Here is a 19,134-nt window from a genome sequence, read left to right as displayed (position 1 = left end):
AAAAATATCGATATTTATAATTTCTTATCGAAAGTAAAAACATACCATCAGGTATGTTTGCTGCAGTGACGAAAGCATCAGACTTGCACGATATATCAAAAAAGGGAGAAAGGGGTACATCCCCTTTTTTCAGTTTTTTGTGATAATAAGCGTGATTATATCTGCGTGCTCGACAGACGGTCTGCATAAATCATTTGTCAAAATCCCTTTTCTGTGCTATAATTAAAGCAGCAAAATTCATCGAATGCTTTTCTGATCAAAAGCATAGGAAAGGGGTACTTTTATGAACATCTCGATTACAGCACGTAAAACCACGGTTAAGGATTCCTTTCGCGACAAAATTGAAAAAAAGCTTAAAAAGCTGGATCGCTTCTTCGATGATGAAGCCAAGGCGGTTGTCGTCGTCACCAATGAACGCGACCGCGACACCGTTGAGGTGACTATCACTTCAAATGGCATGATTTTTAGATCCGAAAAAACCACTCAAGACCGTTCCGATTCGTTGGAGGCTGTTTGCGACATATTATTCAAGCAAATTGTTAAAAATAAGTCCAAACTGATTAATCGTGTGCGCGAGAAAGCGTTTGAGAACATAGATGCCGCCGATTTGCCCACCGAGCCGGAGAATGAGTTCAATATTGCCAAGCATAAAAAATTCCCTGTGCATGCCATGACAACTGACGAGGCTATCTTGCAGATGAACATGCTGGGGCATCAGTTCTTCGTTTTTGAAAACGGAGAAACTGGCAAGATTAACATCGTATACAGCCGTCATGATGACAGCTATGGACTCATTGAGCCCATTCAGTAATGCTGCAAAAGGTTTATAGTCCGATAAATTTTAACCGGTGCGGCAGTGCCCTGATTTCAGGGCACTGCCGTGATTTGAAAGGAAGGGAAAATGGCTTTTTTGACGCTCGCATGTCCATGCCTGTTCGGATTGGAAAGTGTGCTTTCAGGTGAGATTAAACGTATTGGCGGTCAGGATATTGAAGTGACCGATGGCCGGGTCTGCTTTAAGGGCAGCCCTCAAATGATTGCGCGCGCAAACATTTTACTCCGCACGGCAGAACGGGTGCTGATTGTGGTGGGCGGTTTCCGCGCTGAGAGCTTTCAGGAACTTTTTGAGGGTGTTTATATGTTGCCTTTTGAGAATTATATGGGCAGCGTTGACGCTTTTCCTGTCAAGGGGTGGTCGCTTAATTCCAAGCTTAAAAGTGTGCCGGATTGCCAGGCCATTATTAAGAAGGCAGTGGCCAAGCGTATGGGTGAGCACTATGGCAAGGAATGGCTGGAAGAGACTGGTCCTGCACACCAGATACAGTTTTCCATCATGCGGGACGTTGTCACCATTATGATTGATACCTCTGGTAACGGACTGCATAAGCGGGGCTATCGTCCTACTGCAAATGCTGCGCCTATCAAAGAAACGCTAGCTTCCGGTATCGCCGATCTAGCCCGCGTCCGTGAGGATACGTTGGTGATCGACCCGTTCTGCGGTTCTGGCACCTTCCTGATTGAAGCGGCAACCAAGGCGCTTCGCGTTGCGCCGGGTTTAAAACGCCGTTTTTCGGCCGAAGCTTGGGATCTTGTGCCCAAGGAAGAATGGCAGCAGGTACGTCAGGAAAGCTTTGAAAATATTAAACGCCGGGGTACTTTTCAGGCGATAGGATCAGATAATGATCCGCACACAATTAAACTAGCCCGAAACAATGCTCAGCGCGCAGGGGTAGATGTCAAAATCAAATGTGACGTCGCGGACATCGCATCGTTTGTTCCGCCCGAGGAGCCGTTTACTCTTTTGACCAATCCTCCGTATGGTCAGCGCATGCTCGAACTGCATCAGGCTGAGGAGCTTTATCGCACCATGGGCCGGGTATTTGTTCCGGGCGAGGGCAGAAGTTATTATATCATCAGCCCGCATGAGAATTTTGAAAATCTATTCGGACGTCAGGCTAGTCGCCGCCGAAAGCTCTATAACGGCATGCTAAAATGCCAGCTCTATATGTTCTTTTGACCTTGTCATTTTTATAAATACCGCTGTCGCTGTAGAAAATATCAGCGCCGCGGTATTTTGTGTTTGACTGATGCGGTCTCAGGGGATTATCCTAGCATGAAATCATCCCAGATTTGTCGCTGTAAAAGGCTAAAACTTTGTATAAGCTGTCATAACTTTAGTTTTCTTTTTCATTTTGTAAAACAAGGTGTTGACGCTGATTGTCCAGCGACATATACTGTTATAAATAGGATGGGGTTTGTCTTACAAAATTAATGGAGTTTGCTTATAAAAGGTCGGTTGTGATGATGCCTTTGCCGGTTGGGCTGTACCGGCATATTTTATAGGTTTTAATTTTGATTGGTTTTACTCTGTATCTTAAAGAGAATGCTGTCTGGCTAATATTTAAGCAGGATCAATAGGATGCAGACCCATAATTTAATGCAGATTTTAGGAGGTCATAGCGATGTCAAAGTATGAGCGCATCTATAATTTTTCGGCGGGTCCTTCAATGCTGCCCCTCGAAGTGCTTGAAGAATGCAATCGCGACATGTACAATTACCACGGTAGTGGCATGTGCGTAATGGAGATGAGTCATCGATCTAAAGCGTTCATTGAAATTGCGCAGGATGCAGAAAAGCTTCTTCGCGAAGTTATGCAGATTCCCGATAATTACAAGGTGTTGTTCATGCAAGGGGGAGCTAGCCTTCAGTTTGCGGCGCTGCCACTTAACTTAAAGCGTAACGGCACGGCCGATTACATGAAGACCGGTAACTTTTCTGCGCTGTCCGCTAAAGAGGCGGCTAAGTTCATTAAAGTCAATATTGCAGCAAGCTCGGAAGAGACAAAATACGACCATATTCCGCAACAGAATGAGCTGAAGCTCAATCCCGATGCTGACTATGTGCATATCTGTTTTAACAACACTGTGTACGGCACCAAGTTCCCCTATATTCCCGAAACCGGCAATGTGCCGCTTGTGGCCGATATTTCAAGTAACATCCTTTCCGAACCGCTGGATGTCAGCCGGTTTGGTATGCTGTATGCGGGCGTGCAGAAGAACATTGCGCCTGCCGGCATGGCTCTGGTCATCATCCGAGAGGATCTGATTCAGGAACCTGTTTCCGGTACCCCGGTGATGCTCAACTACAAAACGATGGCTGAAAAAGAGTCGATGTATAACACCCCCAACTGCTGGTGCATTTATGTCACCAAGCTGGTATTAGAATATATCAAGTCCATCGGCGGTATTACTGAGATGCAGCGTCGGAATGTTGCCAAATCTACACTGCTTTACGATTATCTTGATTCCAGCAAGCTGTTCAAGGCCGGTGCTAAAAAGGACAGCCGTTCGATCATGAACGTTGTCTTCAGAACCGGGGATGAGGCGTTAGATGATCAGTTTATTAAAGAGGCGTCGGCGCTTGGTATGTCCAATCTCAAGGGGCATAAGGTGTTGGGCGGTATGCGCGCATCCATCTATAATAACATGCCGTATGAGGGCGTTGAGACGTTGGTTAACTTTATGCGTGCGTTTGAAGAAAAGCACGGCTAAGTCCGATTGAAGGGCAGGCTATCATTTGCCCTGTGGCGGCGTAAATTCATTAGCCTAAACAGCATCATTACAGAGGCGGGATGCTCTAAAAACGGCTTTGTCTGTTTTGCGGCGTCTCGCTTTTGTTTACAATAGGGAGTGTCGAATTTTAATGAAATGTGTAATCTTTTTGGGCGACGGCATGGCGGATGAGCCGATTGCCGAGCTGGGTGGCAAGACCCCGCTTGAAGTAGCCAAACATCCGAACATGGATCGCATTGCGACCGACGGCGTTATGGGGTTAAGTGTGACCGTTCCGGACAACCTGCCGGCCGGTAGCGATATCGCCAATCTGTCCATCATAGGGGTGGACCCGTCGCAGTGTTACACTGGTCGTTCACCGCTTGAAGCGGTCAGTATGGGCGTGACGCTGGGCGAGAACGACGTAACATACCGTTGTAACCTTGTGACGCTGTCGGACGAAAAGGCGCTGTCTGAGCGTACCATGCTCGACTATTGTGCGGGCGAAATTTCCAGCGACGAGGCTTCGCAGCTTATCGCGGTTATGCAGCAACGTTTTGGTTCCGATAAAATTGAGTTCCATCCGGGCGTTAGCTATCGCCATTGTCTGATGCTCAGAGACGGCTCCACGGGCGCTAAGCTCGTTCCGCCGCACGATATTTCTGGCAAAAAACTCGGCCAAGATAATATGCCCCAAGGGGTCAACCACGACCTCCTATTAGAGATGATGGCCTATTCCACCGAAGCTTTTCGCAATCACCCTGTCAACTTAGCCCGCATTGCTCAGGGAAAAAATCCTGCAACATCGGTGTGGTTCTGGGGCGAGGGTACCCGACCCAAGCTCCATAATTTCGAGCAGCAGTTTGGTCTTCGCGGCGGCATGATTTCCGCTGTCGATCTGTTACAGGGCATCGGCCTGTCAATGGGGATGAAGGTTATTCCCGTTGAGGGGGCGACCGGCAACTACCACACCAACTTTAAGGGCAAGGGCGAGGCCGCCATCAAGGCATTGCAAGAGGACTGTGATTTTGTCTATATCCATGTTGAAGCGCCGGATGAATGTGGGCATCAGGCCCAGCTCAAGGAAAAAATTTGGTCAATTGAACAGATTGATTCTCAGATTATCGGACCGGTAATGGCGGCGCTGGAGCAGAGTGGCGAGGATTGGGCGGTTATGGTCGCACCCGACCACCCGACACCAATCGCGTTAAAAACGCACACAAGAACGCCCATTCCATTCGCTTATTGCCGAAAGGGACAGCAGGGAACGCAGCCTCGTACATATAACGAAAAGACGGCGCAGGCAACGGGTATATTCGTACCAAAGGCGCATGAATTGCTTGGAAAGCTACTTTCCGGGCGGTAGACAGGTAAGCCATTTAAATGGTTTTATTTTGATGAGGAGGAAGAGCGATGCTGGCACAAATGGACGTAATTATCGATTCACTTAGGCCCTTGACACTATACTCTATATTTGTCCGGTTTGCTCTTGCGGTAGTGTTGGGTGGTATCATTGGCATGGAGCGTGGCAAAAAGCGCCGTCCGGCGGGACTCAGAACCCACCTGGTGGTGTGTATCGGTTCGGCTTCGGTCATGATGGTGAGCCAATATATCTTAAACATCATGGACGGTGCGGCGGATCCGGCTCGCTTGGGCGCACAGGTCATCAGTGGCATCGGCTTTTTGGGAGTTGGCACTATTGTGGTGACCGGCCGTAATCAAGTAAAAGGATTGACGACAGCGGCGGGGCTTTGGGCTTCGGCCTGTATGGGACTTGCTATCGGTATTGGCTTTTATGAGTGTGCCATCATCATGTGCTTGTTCCTCTATCTGGTGCTGGAGGTCATAGAGCGTCTAGATGCGCAATATGTCAAATACTCTAACAAATTCCAGCTTTTTATTGAATATGATCAAAGTGTACACTTGGGGCAAATTATTGAGGTGGTTAATTCACTCGGCTGGTATGTAACCTATATCGATACAGTTAGTTTGATTGGAAATAATGTATCAACAGTACTTATTGTCAATCACGACGGCAAAAAGGTAGATCGCAGTCTACTAATTGAGTCGCTAAATAATATACCCAATTTATTCTTTGCACAGAAGCTTTAAAGTAATAATTGAGCCGTCGCAGGTGTGTTGCCTGCGGCGGCATTTTTTTAAGTCAGTTGTCACCAAAATAACACATTTGACCGCTATAATTTTACCAAACCTGTTGGATAAATATGCTGTTACGACAGGAAGACTCAGATTGCCCAAACAAAAACATGAAAAGGAGCGTAAATGAGATGAAAAAATTTTTCACAAAACTTATAGTGATGATCGTCTGTGTGGTACTAGCGATATCTCTAATGGCTGTCGGTGTTTTTGCAGATAGCAGATCATCAAATTATCAGCGACCTGACAGGTGGGGGAACGCCGGTGTGGGGCAGAGGGGGATGATGACCAGAGGAGAGAATAAACATGGTAATGGATATACATGGACCGATGGCAGACGTGGCAGACGAAATAGATTTGCCTTTCAAGCGCTGGATGCTAAGACGATTGAGGAGCTAATTGCTGACTTGGATGATCACAATCTTCAGGCCGATCTGACCGAGCTGCTTAAAGCTTATGAGGACGCCCTAGCGGCAGAGAAAACTGGTATGAGTAACACCACACTCACTGTAGAGGAAAAAAGAACATTGAACGCGGCGGTAGTCACGGCTGCCGGTGAGCTGATTGACGCGCTTACCGATGCGGGCATCCAACAAAAAGACTATATCTATCGCGCTAAAAATAATAATGGTACCTCGGCAGCAGCGCTGCTTGAACAGCCCGGAGACGCTTCCTCTTTGGCAGACAGTGAAGCGGACAGCACAGATGAGACCGGAATTCTGCAAAGTTTCAGCAACTGGTTGGGCAGTTGGATAAAATAATTTTAAAATACGTCAAGGCCGGACGAGGTGAAAATCTCGTCCGCCCCTTTTATTTGTGTAGCGGTTAGTATTAGAGTTTATCCATGAGCACAAACAAACCGTCGATGCATTTTGATACTTGGTAATAAGGTTTGGCAGTGAAAATGAGTGCGTGGATTAAATAATAATGATGATAAAAGAACTTAATTATATCGCGATAGGTTGCAATTTTTACAGATGCCTCACTAAACAAGCGAAGTTGTTTCTATCAGAAGGGGCGCGGCTGTGTAATACAGTCGCGCCCCAGCTACCAGTTTACCTGTTGTTCAAAGCACGCTCTAGCCAGATGGTGGCAATGGTGAGCGCCTTGTAAAGACCGTTTTTTTCAGTACGCTTAATCACACGCTGACTGGTGTGAAGCGTTTCATCGGTAGAAAGAATCTGAACCGATACTCGGTCTGAAAGCGTAACATCCTCAAAGCTCTTGTTAGTGAGCACCTGCATCATGGCAATATACTTATCGGATGGATCGCCGTAGTATAATACGTTGCCGGAACGCACCAATGGCTTCCCTTTAAAAGTAGGAAGCACCTGCTTTTTGGCTTCGGACAATAAAATCGACCCCTTTCAGTGGATTTCGCTGTAACGGCTTATAAAGCCGGACACCTACTCGCCAAGATAAGACCGCACGAGAATCTGAAGCAGCTCGTCCCGGTCAATGCGGCGAATAAGGCTGCGGGCATTGTTGTAGGTAGTGATATAGGTGGGATCTTCCGAAAGGATATATCCGACAATCTGGTTTATCGGGTTGTATCCCTTTTGCTTGAGCGCATCATAAACCCCCGTTAGAATGTTGCGCACTTCGGTTTCTTTGTCTTCGTAAATAGAAAAGGAGCGTGTTGGCTCTTGCATAATATCACCTCTTACTACTATCTTACAACATATGTTTCCCGAATACAAGCGAAATTTATGCACGAAGCTGTGCGCCCAGCGCAGAAACAGCGTTTAATGCGCGTTCCATAGCCACATTTACTTCGGCATCGGTCAGGGTACGATCGGCGGCACGCATCGAAATAGCGAATGCCAGGCTCTTCTTGCCCTCGGGAATTTGCGCGCCCTTATAATGGTCAAACAGTAGAACCGATTCCAAAATATCGCCAATCTGGGCCTTGATGGCCTTTTCGATGGTTAGTACCGGCAGTGCGTCATCACATAGCAGCGCAATATCACGAGTGGAAGCAGGGAAGCGAGGAAGTGGATGATAGGTGCGGTCAGCGACATCAGAAAGTGCAAACAGCACCGCAAGATCAATGCGGCCCATATAGGCGCGCACGCCCATGTCGTAGTTGGTGCAGACGGAGGGGTGTACCTCGCCGATGGTACCTATCAGGCGGCCATCCTTGGTTATCGCTGCGCAGCGCCCGGGGTGGAAGGTGGGATTATCAGTAACGGCGGTGACATCGTAGTCCGAGATGCCAAACACCTCAAGCAGCACTTCAACAATGCCTTTAAGCGAGAAATAGTCGTAATTGGGACCGTACATGCCAAGAGCGAACATCTTGTTTTCATCAGGTAGTGTGTTGGCGCTTTCCTTCGGGAGGAACTCTTTGGCGATTTCAAAAAGCGCAGCCGATTCGTTGCGGTTATTGTAGTTACGCGCGAGCACTTCCATCATCGACGGATAAACGACGGTGCGCATAACACTGGTATCCTCACCCAATGGGTTCAAAATTTTAACGGCGCGGCGTAGCGGGCTATTCCCTGGCAGGCGCACCAAATCAAACGCTTTGGGAGAAACAAAGGTATAGGTGCAAATTTCGCTCATGCCCTGCGCCAACAGCGTGTTGACGGCACGGCTCTCAAGCTTTTGCGCTTCGGTTACAACACCATAAACACCGCCCTGAATTGAGGTGGTAGGAATTTTGTTATAACCGTAAAAACGGGCAATTTCTTCGGCAATATCGGCCTTGTGTTCAAGGTCAGCACGCCAGGAAGGGGCTGTAATGTCATCCCCCTTTACAGTGCAACCGATTGCTTCAAGCGTCTTAACCATTTCATCGCGAGGGACTAAAATACCAAGGAAGCGATTAATCCAATCCGCTTCCAGCTTGATAACGGTTGTGGTTTTTGCGGAGTTATCCACATCAATTGCGCCGTTGACCGGTTCGCCGGCACCGAGCAAAATGGCCAGCTCGCAGGCGCGGTCGGCAGCGGTCAGGCAAACGGTGGGGTCCAACCCTTTTTCAAAGCGGGAGGAAGCCTCAGTTCTCATGCCGAGCTTTTTGGCGGTGGTGCGAACCGAACTACCGAGGAAATTGGCAGATTCGAACACGACAGTGACAGTATCTTCATGAATGCCAGAGTTTTCGCCGCCCATAACGCCTGCAACTGCGGAGGGCTTCTCTGCGTCGGCGATGACCAGCATTTCAGGCGAGAGAGAACGTTCAGTGCCGTCAAGCGTCATCAGCATTTCGCCGGGCTCGGCGTTGCGGATAACCAGTTTTTTTCCTACGACGCAGTTGATGTCAAAAGCGTGCATCGGCTGACCATATTCCAGCATGACATAGTTAGTGATATCGACAATATTATTGATGGGCCGCACACCCGAGGCACGCAGTCGCTCGCGCATCCACAGAGGGGAGGGGCCGATTTTGACGTTGGTGATCGCTTTAGCAACATAACGCGGACAAAGGACGGGGTTTTTGACCTCAACCGCGAGCATATCATTGATGTCGTTGCTGCCCTTAGCCACGACCGGCGCTTTGACGGTCAGCGGTTTACCGAAGGTGACAGCCGCCTCGCGTGCCAGACCGATCACCGAAAGGCAGTCCGGGCGGTTGGAGGTGATTTCAAACTCCACAATGGTATCGTTTAGACCTAACGCTGTGCGTATATCTTCGCCGAGCTTGCAGGGCTGGTCAATAACAAAGATACCATCCTCTATCGCGTTAGGAAAGTCATTTTTGGTCAGCCCCAACTCGGCAAGCGAACAGAGCATACCCTCGCTCAATTCCCCGCGTAGCTTGGTGGTGGTGATCTTGTGCCCGCCGGGCAGGGTTGCGCCGTCGAGCGCCGCAGGGATGACATCCCCCACCTTGAGGTTGGAAGCGCCCGTGACAATCTGCACTGTCTTGCTGCCGACATCCACCTGACAGATTACCATGTGGTCGGAATTGCCGTGCGGCACAATCGAAAGAATTTTGCCAACCACGACGTTTTCAATATCTTCGCCTTCTTTGGTATATCCTTCTACCTTGGAGCCGGACATGGTCATTGCTTCAGAGAATGTCCGGGGGGGCATTTCGTCTAGCGTAACGTAGTCGCCAAGCCATCTCATTGAAAGATCCATTCTTTATTTCGCCTCCCTTAAAACTGGCCGAGGAACCGCAGGTCATTCTCAAAAAGAAGCCGCAGGTCGTCGATGTTATAGCGTCTCATTGTCACGCGATCTAATCCCATGCCCAGCGCAAAGCCGCTGTATTCCTCGGGGTCAATGCCGCCGTTTTGCAGCACCTTGGGGTGTATCATACCGCAGCCGAGCAGCTCAATCCAGCCTTCGCCCTTGCAAAGACGGCAGCCCTCACCGTGGCAGTTAAAGCACATGATGTCCATTTCAGCCGAGGGTTCGGTGAAAGGGAAGTGATGCGGACGAAAACGCGTGACGGTATCCTCGCCGTACAGGCGCTTTGCAAAGGTGTCTAGCGTACCCTTTAAGTCGGACATCGTAATGTTCTTGTCGATGACCATGCCCTCAATCTGATGAAACAGCGGGGAATGGGTGGCGTCTACCGCGTCGGAGCGGTAAACCTTACCGGGCGCAATAATGCGTATCGGCGGTTTGCGCTGCTCCATCGTGCGGATCTGCACGGGCGAGGTCTGGGTTCGGAGTACAACCTCGTCGGAGATATAAAACGTGTCCTGCGTGTCGCGCGCAGGGTGTTCCTTGGGGATGTTAAGTGCCTCAAAGTTATAATAGTCGGTCTCTACTTCGGGGCCTTCGACTACGTCAAAGCCCATGCCGAGAAAGATCTCCTTGATCTCATCCAGTACGAGATTCAGGGGGTGGCGCTTGCCCAACGGTGCGTGGCTGCCTGGCATGGTTACGTCAATGACTTCACCCGCTAGCTTTGCATTGAGTTGCGCATCCTTGAGTTCGGCTAGCTTTTTGCCCAACGCTGCTTCAATGACTGTACGTGCGTCATTGGCGGCTTGACCGACCTCCTTGCGCTCCTCGGGGGTCAGTGCGCCCATGCCCTTCAAAATGGCGGTCAGTTCGCCCTTTTTGCCCAAATATTTGACACGAACCGCGTCAAGGGTAGGCAGGCTTTCGGCGTTTAGCAATTCCTGTTCCGCCTGCGTGATGATGCGACTGATTGCTTCGTTCATACGATCACCTCATAAATTATTATTACCGATTCTTGTCTGCGGGAAAAGAAAAATCCTCCCGTCCCCAAAAAAGGGACGAAAGGATTAGAAAATCTGCTTCCGCGGTACCACCCGGTTTTTCGCCGTAAACTCGACGAACACTTTGTCCCCCGATAACGTGGGGTAAACCCGTCACCACCTACTATCAAAACTTCAGCAGTGCCGCTCGGGAGGGAACTTCAGTCAGCCTTTGCGCAATCGGTCTTTCAGCCGGTGAACCGATCTCTCTGGGGCACTTATAGCGGACATACTTTCTCCGTCAACGCGTTATTACTATTTATTAAATTAGTTTATCATAGGTTTCTGCAGGTTGCAAGGCCTTTGGGCATTTCTTTTGATTGATATTTCAAATATTTTAGGTGCATCGAGATCGGTGAATGACAACCGTACCCGCCCTTGGCCATGCGATAGGATTTACTTTACAATATTTTGTTTGCTTTTTAATGGATAGCATCATTATTGGGGATGATATGCTTAAAGTTATAATATCATTGTCAGTAGGAGGGGTTACTATGAAGAAGATGGCGTGTTTTTTTTACATAGGGTGTGCGGTGTTGCTGCTAACAGCCTGCGGTATCCGGGCCGAGCGGCCGGAAAAGCTTTTAAACCGGGCTTTTGAATCCAATATTTCGGTTAAATGGTGTGATGAAGACTACCGAGGCTTTATTAGGAAGGGGAATGATGGCATCCTCACCGTAACAATTAACAGTGAAACGCTTACTGAGCCGCTGATATTTTATTACGGCGATGGGGGCTATGGCGTTGAGCAAGGTGAACTGTCATTTACTGCACCTAAGGAGTCGTTACTTTCAGGTTCTCTGTTATCATCATTGGAGCAGGCGTTTATCATGCTGCCACACGCAGAAGCTTCAGCCAATGGCGAGGATTTGATTTTAAAAGCGGGCACAGCGATCTTGCGCTGCAATAAAAGCGACGGAACTTTTATTGATTTGACGCTGGAACGCGGCTATATCAACTTTTCAGACTTTGCATTTTTAAATTAACTGGTTTGAGATAGTGTTTTCCAGCTAAGAATCTTTAATTGACGGGGCGACAATCGACTTGTAGCCCTTTCTGATACTCCAAAAACATCCTCATTTTTTATCTTAATCAAACCTTAGTATGAGGGGGCGCAATACCCCAAACCTGTGCATAGAATGTAACAGGTGAATATTGCCTGATGATAATTGTGGTATATCTGATTAAAACTTAACGCCGTCGGTCAGAATATTACTGCAAAACATCGGACGGAGTGTGATGACCATGACGGTAAAACGCGGAGATATTTTTTACGCCGATCTAAGTCCTGTGATCGGCTCTGAGCAAGGCGGTGTCAGGCCGGTGCTCATCGTTCAAAACGATGTAGGGAACCGGTACAGTCCCACCGTCATCGCAGCGGCTATCACCAGCCAAAAGGACAAATCGAAGCTACCGACCCATATCGAGCTATCTTCACAGTCTTGCGGGCTTTCACGCGACTCGATTGTGTTATTGGAACAGATTCGAACTATTGATAAGAGAAGATTAAAAGAACGTATGGGAAGGTTGGATGACAATTCTATGAACCAGATTAATCATGCTTTACAGGTTAGCTTTGGCCTCGGTGTTCAGGGGTAGCTACATACACTGCCCCTTGGATATTTACAAATGCTCAGAGAAAACAGCGCTGCTACTAGCGGCGCTGTTTTCTGTCTCTCACAGTTGCAAGAAAGCCCAAAAACGTGTATGATAATCAAAGTGTTTTAATATGTTTTATCCTGCCAAAAGCGGACATCTTTACGGTTGATTTTTTGTCCCACTACGTTTTGTCATTGGACTTTGGGGCAAATTCTTCGTAAATTTTGTCTGCCTTTTTACAGAACAGTATAAGAGGGGAGGCAAAGCGATGGAGCAGACGATTAGGCGCAAGTTGGACGAACGTTATGAAATCACGCGGCAAGTTTCAACCTGCGGCGAAACGATAATCTACCTTGGGCGGGATATCGTTTCTGGTCAGCTGGTTACGATTAAAGAGTTTTTTGCCGAAACGATTATGCAGCGTGACGCTGCTGGCAGAGCTGAAGTACTGCCGAGCTGCGAGGTTCAATATAAATCGCTTTCTTCAGATTATGAAGAGCTTTGTAACTACCTGATGCAGTTACCCAGCGATTTTCCGATCCTGCGTCCAATCGAGATCATCTGGCGTAATAATACGGTATACGCCATCGAGAAATATTCCGAGAACGAGACTTTTGATGATTATATGGCACGTCGCGGGCATGCCCTAAGTTGGAACCAGCTTAAATTTATGATAACGCCGATTATTAAGCTGCTTGGGCGCCTACATGCCGACGGTGTTTATCACCGGGGCATCTCGCCCGAGACATTGTTAGTGAATGCTGATGGTGCGTTAATATTATCAGGTTTTTGCATTCCGGCGGCCCGCACCGCTGAAAGTGAGATTGATTCTACGCTATATTTTGGTTACAGCGCACCGGAGCAGTATTCTTCAAACAGCTGGCAGGGCAGTTGGAGCGACGTTTATTCCCTGGCCTCGGTTTGCTATCGCGCCCTGACTGGTATTACGCCTGTCGAATGGCGGCAGCGTGGCAAAGGCCGCGCGCTGGCGGTGCCGATTGACCTGGTGCCGGAGATACCCCAAAACGTTTCCGACGCGCTGGTGCAGGCGCTGACCGTCGATTTACGCAGCCGTTATCGCACGGTTGAGGAATTCTGGTGCGCACTGTTGGTCGCACCTGGTCAGGGTACGATGACCTATCAACTACCGTTGCCAATACAAAAGCGTACCGATGAATTGATGGTACCGGCCCCGAGGGGTAGCAATGTCCGTCCGCTTTTACTGGCACTGGCGCTTATTTCATTGGTGGCAATATTCTCGCTGGCACTGGCTTATCGTCTGGTTGATACCTATTTTCAACCGTTGGCCTCTAGTTCCCAGCCCGCGGAAGAAGAGCCGTCACAGGAGGATTTAGAGCCTTCACAGACTGAAATTGTTGTGCCCAACCTTGTGGGAACAGATGTGCAAAAGGTATTGCTAGACCCATTGTATCAGCGGCTGTTTACCTTCCAAATAGAGCGGATATTCTCTGAAAGCCAGCCAGCTGGGGCCATTGTTGCCCAACAGCCCAAATCGGGCGAAGATCCGGGTGATTCGGCGCAGATTTATCTTTGGGTTAGCAAAGGCAGTGAACTGATTCCAATGCCGAATGTACAGGGCAAAACACTGGCCGAGGCCACTGTGGAGCTTAATCATTCGGAAATCAGCTACACCGTCGAGCTCATTGAGCCGGATGAAGAGCATCAGGACGCCGAAGACGGTACAGTACTCAATACAAGTATTCCTGCGGGCAACATTGTATACCGCAATACCGATACTGTTATTATTTACGTGGCGCAGGTTGTGGAGCAGCCAGAAGAAGAGGAGTCGTCTTCTTCTTGGGACGAGGAGTATGTATACTCGGTGCCGCCTCGGACTGAAACTTACTGGCCACCGAACAGCCGGACTTCCGGCAGTTCGACCGACGATGAGGATTAAGCGGATACCGCAGTGGATTATCTTTGCTTATGAGATTAGTTTCAACATTAATGACTGCTTTAGGCTGACAATGGATGGAGTGCGTGCAAATGACCTATGAACAAGCACTGGCGGCTATACACCAAACGCCTTGGGAAAAAAGTATTCCAGGTTTAAAACGGATAGGCGAGCTAATGCAGCTTTTAGGCAACCCACAAGATACGCTTAATTTTGTACACATTGCGGGCAGTAACGGCAAGGGTTCTGTTGCTGCCATGACTGCTTCCGTTTTACAGCAGGCGGGTTATGTAACAGGTTTGTGTACGTCACCCTACATTACCCGGTTTAACGAGCGTATCAGAATTAACGGGGCTTCGATTCCGGACGATGACCTGGTTGTCGTGACTGAAAAAGTTCTGGCGTGTGCAAAGAAAATGCAGGAGCGTCCCACAGAATTTGAGCTGGTGAGCGCAATTACGTTCACCTATTTCGCTGAACGGCATTGTGATATTGTGGTGCTGGAGGTTGGCCTTGGCGGCAGAATGGACGCGACCAATATTATTAAGTCGCCACTGGTGGCAGCCATAACAGCCATCGGGTTGGAACACACCGCGATTTTGGGCGATACCGTCGAGAAAATTGCAGCGGAAAAAGCGGGCATCATCAAACCCGGGACGACGGCGGTCATCAGCGACCAGCCGGAGAATATTATCGGTGTGATTGCCGATATATGCCGCGAACGGCAAGTGCCGCTTTTTGTGGCGGAAAAAAGTTGTGTCCATCGGTTGTCCCAGGGGTCGGATGGTCAACAGCTACTATACCGCGGGGATGAAATCTATCATCTGCCGCTATTAGGGGCGCATCAGCTGCAAAATGTATCCACTGTACTATCCATTATTCAAGTTTTGCGGCAAAAAGGCTTTGCTGTATCCCAACAGGCGGTGGGCGAGGGACTCAAAAATACCCGCTGGCCGGGCCGATTTGAGCTGCTGCAAAGATCACCCGACTTTTTTGTGGATGGCGGGCATAATCCGCAGTGCGCCGGCGCAGTCGAAGCGACATTGCGTGAGCTATTTCCCAACCAAAAAATATGCTTTTTGCTCGGTGTGTTGACCGATAAGAATTATCGCGGCATTATTGAGCCGGCGCTGTCGATAGCGAAGCATATTGTCACTATTACGCCGCCCAGTCCGCGTGCCATGGCGGCACAGGAACTTTCGAAACTGTTACAGCGGGACTATGGCGTCACGGCAGAACCCTGCACAACGATCGCGGAGGGTGTTGCCAAAATTCTGGCGCAGTCCAAGCCTTTGGACGTGATTTGCGCCTATGGCTCGCTTTATTCGGTGGGAGAGATCAGAGCCTGTTTTGGTTTTAATGGTTAAATTGTTTCATGCGCTATGTTAGTCTATAAAATATTTAAAATAACGACAAAAAAGCCTGCGGTAAAATACCGCAGGCTTTAAACATATTAATCAGTCGCTGACATAGGGCAGGAAAGCCAGATGTCTTGCGCGCTTAATCGCGATGGTCAGCTGGCGCTGATGACGCGCGCAGGTGCCGGTTACACGGCGGGGAACAATCTTTCCACGATCAGAAAGATATCTTCTCAGACGGGGGACGTCCTTGTAATCAATATCATGGATTTTATCTACGCAAAAAGCACAAACTTTCTTTCTGCCTTTTCTGCCGCGCGGTCTAGAATCGCGGTCGCTTCTATCGAAAGCCATATCTTTTCAACTCCTTTACTACTTGTTTTGTAGAACATTCAATTAAAACGGGAGATCATCGTCGTTGTCTACCACCTGGAAATCTCCGGCCGAGCCGCTGGCGTAAGAAACACCCTCGTTTACAGCAGGAGCAGCGGCGGGTGTACCACCTGAAGCGTTCTTTGATTCCACAAAGAATACGCGATCGGCAACAACTTCAAAGGCGTAGCGTTTGTTTCCTTCTTTGTCGGTATAGTCTCGGGTCTGAATAGAGCCCTCAATGCCAATAGCTTTTCCCTTAGAAAAGTAACGGCTGACAAATTCGGCCTGCTGACGCCAGCAAACAATATTGATGAAATCCGCTTTTTTTTCGGCACCCTTGGAGGTGTAAGCGCGGTCTACCGCAATGCGGAGACTCGCAACGTTGACACCGTTCGGGGTGGTGCGCATCTCGGGATCTGCCACGAGACGACCGATCAAAATTGCCTTGTTATACATGGCGGTTCCTCCTTAGTCCTCGCTCTTGACGACAATCAGGGAACGCAACACGCCGTCGGTAATTTTGTAGACACGATCGAGCTCAGCGGGGAAATCGGGCGCGCAGTTGAACTCTACAAACAGGTAGTAACCTTCTGTTTCATCGTTAACGGGGTATGCAAGTCTGCGCTTGCCCCATTCTTCGACGTTGGTGATGGTTCCGTTTGCACTGATCAGAGACTTGAATTTCTCAACCAGTGCAGCGATACCCTCCTCGCCGGACTGAACGTTGAAGATTGCAACAGTCTCATAGTTCGCGGTAATCTTTGCCATTTTGTACACCTCCTTCTGGACGTAAGGTCTTACACTGCTGTGCAAGACAAGGATTCTGCTTTTTGACTAAAGCATAACAGATAAAATATAACAGCATATGTGATGCTTGTCAATAAAAACTTTCAGGTGCTCAAAATTTTTAATAATTAAAATTTGGCGACAATGCTGGTCAACAGCGCTTTTAGGTCATCTTTTAGGTCGTCGCGTGAAAGACCGGCAGCAAGGGTAGCCTCGATAATACCGAGCTTGTTACCCATGTCATAACGCGTGCCAGAATACGCCTTCGCGGCCATTCTGTCTCGATGCGCCAGTACTTTCATGGCATCGGTTAGCTGAATTTCACCGCCTGCGCCGGGCTCAGTCTGCTCTAACACCGGGAAAATCTCAGGTGTAAGAACCACACGGCCCAAAATGGCGTAGGACGAAAGCGCTTCGCCGGGCTTGGGTTTTTCGTTCATATCAGAAACGATCATATTTTGTGCATCGTCATAGGAAAATTTAATTGAACCATATTTATGCATTTCCGATAAGGGGACATCTTTCACGCCCAGCACACAGCGTCCGGTTTCCTCGTAAACGGCGCAAAGCTCAGCGGTGGCAGGTTTTTCGCCCAGAATGACGTCGTCACCGTACATCACGACAAACGGGTCATTACCAACGAAGCTTTTAGCGCACAGGACGGCATGCCCTAGACCCTTTGTCTCTTTCTGACGAACATATTGAATATTAGCAAGGTTTGAGGATTTAATACACTCATCATAAAGTGCGGTTTTACCACCCTTGAGCAACCGATCTTCCAGTTCGGGTGCACGGTCAAAATGATCTTCAATGGCACCCTTACCACGCCCGGTAATAATCAGAATATCAGTGATGCCGGCGGCGACAGCCTCTTCTACAATATACTGGATGGCGGGCTTGTCCACAATGGGCAGCATTTCTTTTGGAATGGCCTTTGAAGCGGGCAGTACGCGGGTTCCCAGACCCGCGGCGGGAATAACAGCCTTTGTAATTTTCATGTCAATTCCTCACTTTATTGCAGTAGTAAAATGGTTTTGCCATCAAACCATGCTCCAGGTAAAAAAATTCATTAAAACGCTGTAAACGGTGAACAAACCAAAGCCAATCAAAATGGCTGCAAGGCGATTGGGTCTGCCGTGATAATAAAGACCGCTGTAATATTCAGGGGTTCCCTCCGAAATGCCGGATTCATTTTTAAAATTTCTGATATTTTGCAACGTATTTTTTAGATAAAGTTTATTTGCAAAAACGGTACACCAAATTCTTAAAAACAGACGCATAGTATCTAAAATCATCATTAGGGGCGCTAGCTTGGTGGCCAGATGAGAATTGTATGCAATTGTGACACCCATCATCGAGATTGTCGCATCCGTCGGCTCGAAGTAGCAAAGCAATGTCGGAATACTCGAGACTATATAAAACCCCAGTAACGCAAAACCGACCTTGTACATTTTTCGATAAAAGAAATAAAAATAGTTAAAGATCAGAGCGCTCCAGTTCCAGCTCATGTTAAACTGCGTGCGCAGAATCAATTTAAATTGCCGTAAAAAATAATAAGACCCGCTGCCGGTATAGGCCGAGATTTCTTGCGAACTGATACCGTTGATATCCCAGTGTTCAAAAGTGGTGTTGCTGTTATAGTTAAAACCGGAATCAGGCTGTGCGCGATAATCTTGCGTGCTGTTGTTATATTGGCCATGAGCGTTTGCAGTATATGACGAGGCGTTACCAGCATTTTCAAGCGGCGAGCCGCACATCTGACAATATCGCCCTTGCGATGGGTTTGCCGCATTGCAGTTTGGGCAAATCTTCGAAGGGGCTTGGTTCTGTTCGTTTTCGGCGTCAGGCCTATGTGCCTGCCACACAAACTTATCGCTGTGCTTATCCTGCAGCTCACAATGGCCTTGTGACTCATAGCAGTTTCTGTGGTGTGGGGCGCCGCAATCGGGGCAGACGACAATATCATCGTCGTCGGTAAAAGCTTTTTTGCAGCTTTCGCATAAAAGACCGGTGTATCGGCTCAAATTAGAACCCTCCATTCGGGATAAAGCAGCCTGGGCGATGCCGAATGCCCATGACTACATTTTCACTTTAATGTTAATATTTCTATTATAGCGTAGGGGCGATGAAATCACAATTGATAATTTGTGAATAAACCTTTCGGCGCGTTGCTTTTCTACCCTTTACAACAACCGCCTTTTTCCGTATAA

Annotated in this window: 19 protein-coding genes and 1 other annotated feature; of the genes, 10 read left to right on the top strand and 9 right to left on the bottom strand. The window is 48.4% G+C overall.

Annotated features, from left to right (window positions below; translation table 11 throughout):
- The first annotated feature begins 283 nt into the window (after positions 1–283).
- The 6 genes from raiA to RBH76_02710 all read left to right on the top strand — a co-directional run bounded on the left by raiA (position 284) and on the right by RBH76_02710 (position 6,469).
- Positions 284–811 carry a ribosome-associated translation inhibitor RaiA gene (gene raiA, locus RBH76_02735; GenBank protein ID WMJ84356.1) on the top strand — a complete coding sequence of 176 codons (528 nt, stop codon included), beginning with the start codon at positions 284–286 and terminating at the stop codon, positions 809–811.
- 90 nt (positions 812–901) lie between these two features.
- Positions 902–2,017 carry a class I SAM-dependent RNA methyltransferase gene (locus RBH76_02730; GenBank protein WMJ84355.1) on the top strand — a complete coding sequence of 372 codons (1,116 nt, stop codon included), beginning with the start codon at positions 902–904 and terminating at the stop codon, positions 2,015–2,017.
- A 445-nt stretch (positions 2,018–2,462) separates the two neighbouring features.
- Entirely contained in the window at positions 2,463–3,551 is a 1,089-nt protein-coding gene (gene serC, locus RBH76_02725) for a 3-phosphoserine/phosphohydroxythreonine transaminase (GenBank protein ID WMJ84354.1), read from the top strand.
- A gap of 151 nt (positions 3,552–3,702) precedes the next feature.
- On the top strand, positions 3,703–4,917 hold the full coding sequence (locus RBH76_02720; GenBank protein WMJ84353.1) for a cofactor-independent phosphoglycerate mutase: 1,215 nt from the start codon (positions 3,703–3,705) through the stop codon (positions 4,915–4,917).
- A gap of 47 nt (positions 4,918–4,964) precedes the next feature.
- Positions 4,965–5,663, top strand: a complete 699-nt coding sequence (locus tag RBH76_02715; protein ID WMJ84352.1) for an MgtC/SapB family protein — start codon at positions 4,965–4,967, stop codon at positions 5,661–5,663.
- A gap of 176 nt (positions 5,664–5,839) precedes the next feature.
- Positions 5,840–6,469 carry a hypothetical protein gene (locus RBH76_02710; GenBank protein WMJ84351.1) on the top strand — a complete coding sequence of 210 codons (630 nt, stop codon included), beginning with the start codon at positions 5,840–5,842 and terminating at the stop codon, positions 6,467–6,469.
- Between the two features lie 294 nt (positions 6,470–6,763).
- On the opposite strand, the gene RBH76_02705 is transcribed toward RBH76_02710, so the two are convergent.
- The 4 genes from RBH76_02705 to pheS are packed head-to-tail and all read right to left on the bottom strand — an operon-like array spanning position 6,764 to position 10,834.
- Positions 6,764–7,060, bottom strand: coding sequence for a hypothetical protein (locus RBH76_02705; GenBank protein ID WMJ84350.1), 297 nt, complete (start codon positions 7,058–7,060; stop codon positions 6,764–6,766).
- A 54-nt stretch (positions 7,061–7,114) separates the two neighbouring features.
- Positions 7,115–7,360, bottom strand: a complete 246-nt coding sequence (locus tag RBH76_02700; protein ID WMJ84349.1) for an IreB family regulatory phosphoprotein — start codon at positions 7,358–7,360, stop codon at positions 7,115–7,117.
- A 55-nt stretch (positions 7,361–7,415) separates the two neighbouring features.
- Positions 7,416–9,797, bottom strand: coding sequence for a phenylalanine--tRNA ligase subunit beta (gene pheT, locus RBH76_02695; GenBank protein WMJ84348.1), 2,382 nt, complete (start codon positions 9,795–9,797; stop codon positions 7,416–7,418).
- 17 nt (positions 9,798–9,814) lie between these two features.
- Positions 9,815–10,834, bottom strand: a complete 1,020-nt coding sequence (pheS, locus tag RBH76_02690) for a phenylalanine--tRNA ligase subunit alpha (GenBank protein WMJ84347.1) — start codon at positions 10,832–10,834, stop codon at positions 9,815–9,817.
- Between the two features lie 68 nt (positions 10,835–10,902).
- Positions 10,903–11,145, bottom strand: a binding site (T-box leader).
- Positions 11,146–11,385: 240 nt separating this feature from the next.
- Between pheS and RBH76_02685 the strand changes: the two genes are divergently transcribed.
- The 4 genes from RBH76_02685 (at position 11,386) to RBH76_02670 (ending at position 15,772) form a co-directional block, all read left to right on the top strand.
- Positions 11,386–11,877: a hypothetical protein gene (locus tag RBH76_02685; protein ID WMJ84346.1), complete on the top strand. Its 492-nt coding sequence runs from the start codon at positions 11,386–11,388 to the stop codon at positions 11,875–11,877.
- A 259-nt stretch (positions 11,878–12,136) separates the two neighbouring features.
- Positions 12,137–12,490, top strand: coding sequence for a type II toxin-antitoxin system PemK/MazF family toxin (locus RBH76_02680; protein WMJ84345.1), 354 nt, complete (start codon positions 12,137–12,139; stop codon positions 12,488–12,490).
- Between the two features lie 268 nt (positions 12,491–12,758).
- Positions 12,759–14,408: a PASTA domain-containing protein gene (locus tag RBH76_02675; protein WMJ84344.1), complete on the top strand. Its 1,650-nt coding sequence runs from the start codon at positions 12,759–12,761 to the stop codon at positions 14,406–14,408.
- Positions 14,409–14,497: 89 nt separating this feature from the next.
- Positions 14,498–15,772 (top strand): folylpolyglutamate synthase/dihydrofolate synthase family protein, encoded by a 1,275-nt coding sequence (locus tag RBH76_02670; GenBank protein ID WMJ84343.1) that lies wholly within the window; start codon positions 14,498–14,500, stop codon positions 15,770–15,772.
- 90 nt (positions 15,773–15,862) lie between these two features.
- Here RBH76_02670 and rpsR read toward each other — a convergent pair whose 3' ends face one another.
- The 5 genes from rpsR to RBH76_02645 form a co-directional block, all read right to left on the bottom strand.
- Positions 15,863–16,117: a 30S ribosomal protein S18 gene (rpsR, locus tag RBH76_02665; GenBank protein ID WMJ84342.1), complete on the bottom strand. Its 255-nt coding sequence runs from the start codon at positions 16,115–16,117 to the stop codon at positions 15,863–15,865.
- Between the two features lie 42 nt (positions 16,118–16,159).
- On the bottom strand, positions 16,160–16,594 hold the full coding sequence (locus tag RBH76_02660) for a single-stranded DNA-binding protein (GenBank protein ID WMJ84341.1): 435 nt from the start codon (positions 16,592–16,594) through the stop codon (positions 16,160–16,162).
- Between the two features lie 12 nt (positions 16,595–16,606).
- Positions 16,607–16,906: a 30S ribosomal protein S6 gene (rpsF, locus tag RBH76_02655; GenBank protein ID WMJ84340.1), complete on the bottom strand. Its 300-nt coding sequence runs from the start codon at positions 16,904–16,906 to the stop codon at positions 16,607–16,609.
- A gap of 146 nt (positions 16,907–17,052) precedes the next feature.
- The gene (gene galU / locus RBH76_02650; protein WMJ84339.1) at positions 17,053–17,922 is read right to left on the bottom strand and encodes a UTP--glucose-1-phosphate uridylyltransferase GalU; all 870 of its coding nucleotides are present in this window, start codon (positions 17,920–17,922) and stop codon (positions 17,053–17,055) included.
- 42 nt (positions 17,923–17,964) lie between these two features.
- Positions 17,965–18,948 carry an RING finger protein gene (locus tag RBH76_02645; GenBank protein WMJ84338.1) on the bottom strand — a complete coding sequence of 328 codons (984 nt, stop codon included), beginning with the start codon at positions 18,946–18,948 and terminating at the stop codon, positions 17,965–17,967.
- Positions 18,949–19,134 lie beyond the last annotated feature (186 nt).

This window comes from Oscillospiraceae bacterium MB24-C1 (assembly GCA_030913685.1).
GTDB lineage: Bacteria > Bacillota > Clostridia > Oscillospirales > Ruminococcaceae > Yanshouia.
The sequence above is the reverse complement of the archived record's forward strand: the minus strand, read 5'-3'. Positions and strand labels throughout refer to the sequence as shown.

Bases quoted from the DNA above. Each gene is read 5' to 3' on its own strand.
- rpsR (WMJ84342.1), bottom strand. From the start codon at position 16,117: ATGGCTTTCGATAGAAGCGACCGCGATTCTAGACCGCGCGGCAGAAAA.
- RBH76_02680 (WMJ84345.1), top strand. From the start codon at position 12,137: ATGACGGTAAAACGCGGAGATATTTTTTACGCCGATCTAAGTCCTGTG.
- pheT (WMJ84348.1), bottom strand. From the start codon at position 9,797: ATGGATCTTTCAATGAGATGGCTTGGCGACTACGTTACGCTAGACGAA.
- RBH76_02685 (WMJ84346.1), top strand. From the start codon at position 11,386: ATGAAGAAGATGGCGTGTTTTTTTTACATAGGGTGTGCGGTGTTGCTG.
- pheS (WMJ84347.1), bottom strand. From the start codon at position 10,834: ATGAACGAAGCAATCAGTCGCATCATCACGCAGGCGGAACAGGAATTG.
- RBH76_02720 (WMJ84353.1), top strand. From the start codon at position 3,703: ATGAAATGTGTAATCTTTTTGGGCGACGGCATGGCGGATGAGCCGATT.
- raiA (WMJ84356.1), top strand. From the start codon at position 284: ATGAACATCTCGATTACAGCACGTAAAACCACGGTTAAGGATTCCTTT.
- RBH76_02730 (WMJ84355.1), top strand. From the start codon at position 902: ATGGCTTTTTTGACGCTCGCATGTCCATGCCTGTTCGGATTGGAAAGT.
- RBH76_02710 (WMJ84351.1), top strand. From the start codon at position 5,840: ATGAAAAAATTTTTCACAAAACTTATAGTGATGATCGTCTGTGTGGTA.
- RBH76_02700 (WMJ84349.1), bottom strand. From the start codon at position 7,360: ATGCAAGAGCCAACACGCTCCTTTTCTATTTACGAAGACAAAGAAACC.
- RBH76_02715 (WMJ84352.1), top strand. From the start codon at position 4,965: ATGCTGGCACAAATGGACGTAATTATCGATTCACTTAGGCCCTTGACA.
- RBH76_02660 (WMJ84341.1), bottom strand. From the start codon at position 16,594: ATGTATAACAAGGCAATTTTGATCGGTCGTCTCGTGGCAGATCCCGAG.
- RBH76_02675 (WMJ84344.1), top strand. From the start codon at position 12,759: ATGGAGCAGACGATTAGGCGCAAGTTGGACGAACGTTATGAAATCACG.
- RBH76_02670 (WMJ84343.1), top strand. From the start codon at position 14,498: ATGACCTATGAACAAGCACTGGCGGCTATACACCAAACGCCTTGGGAA.
- rpsF (WMJ84340.1), bottom strand. From the start codon at position 16,906: ATGGCAAAGATTACCGCGAACTATGAGACTGTTGCAATCTTCAACGTT.
- serC (WMJ84354.1), top strand. From the start codon at position 2,463: ATGTCAAAGTATGAGCGCATCTATAATTTTTCGGCGGGTCCTTCAATG.
- galU (WMJ84339.1), bottom strand. From the start codon at position 17,922: ATGAAAATTACAAAGGCTGTTATTCCCGCCGCGGGTCTGGGAACCCGC.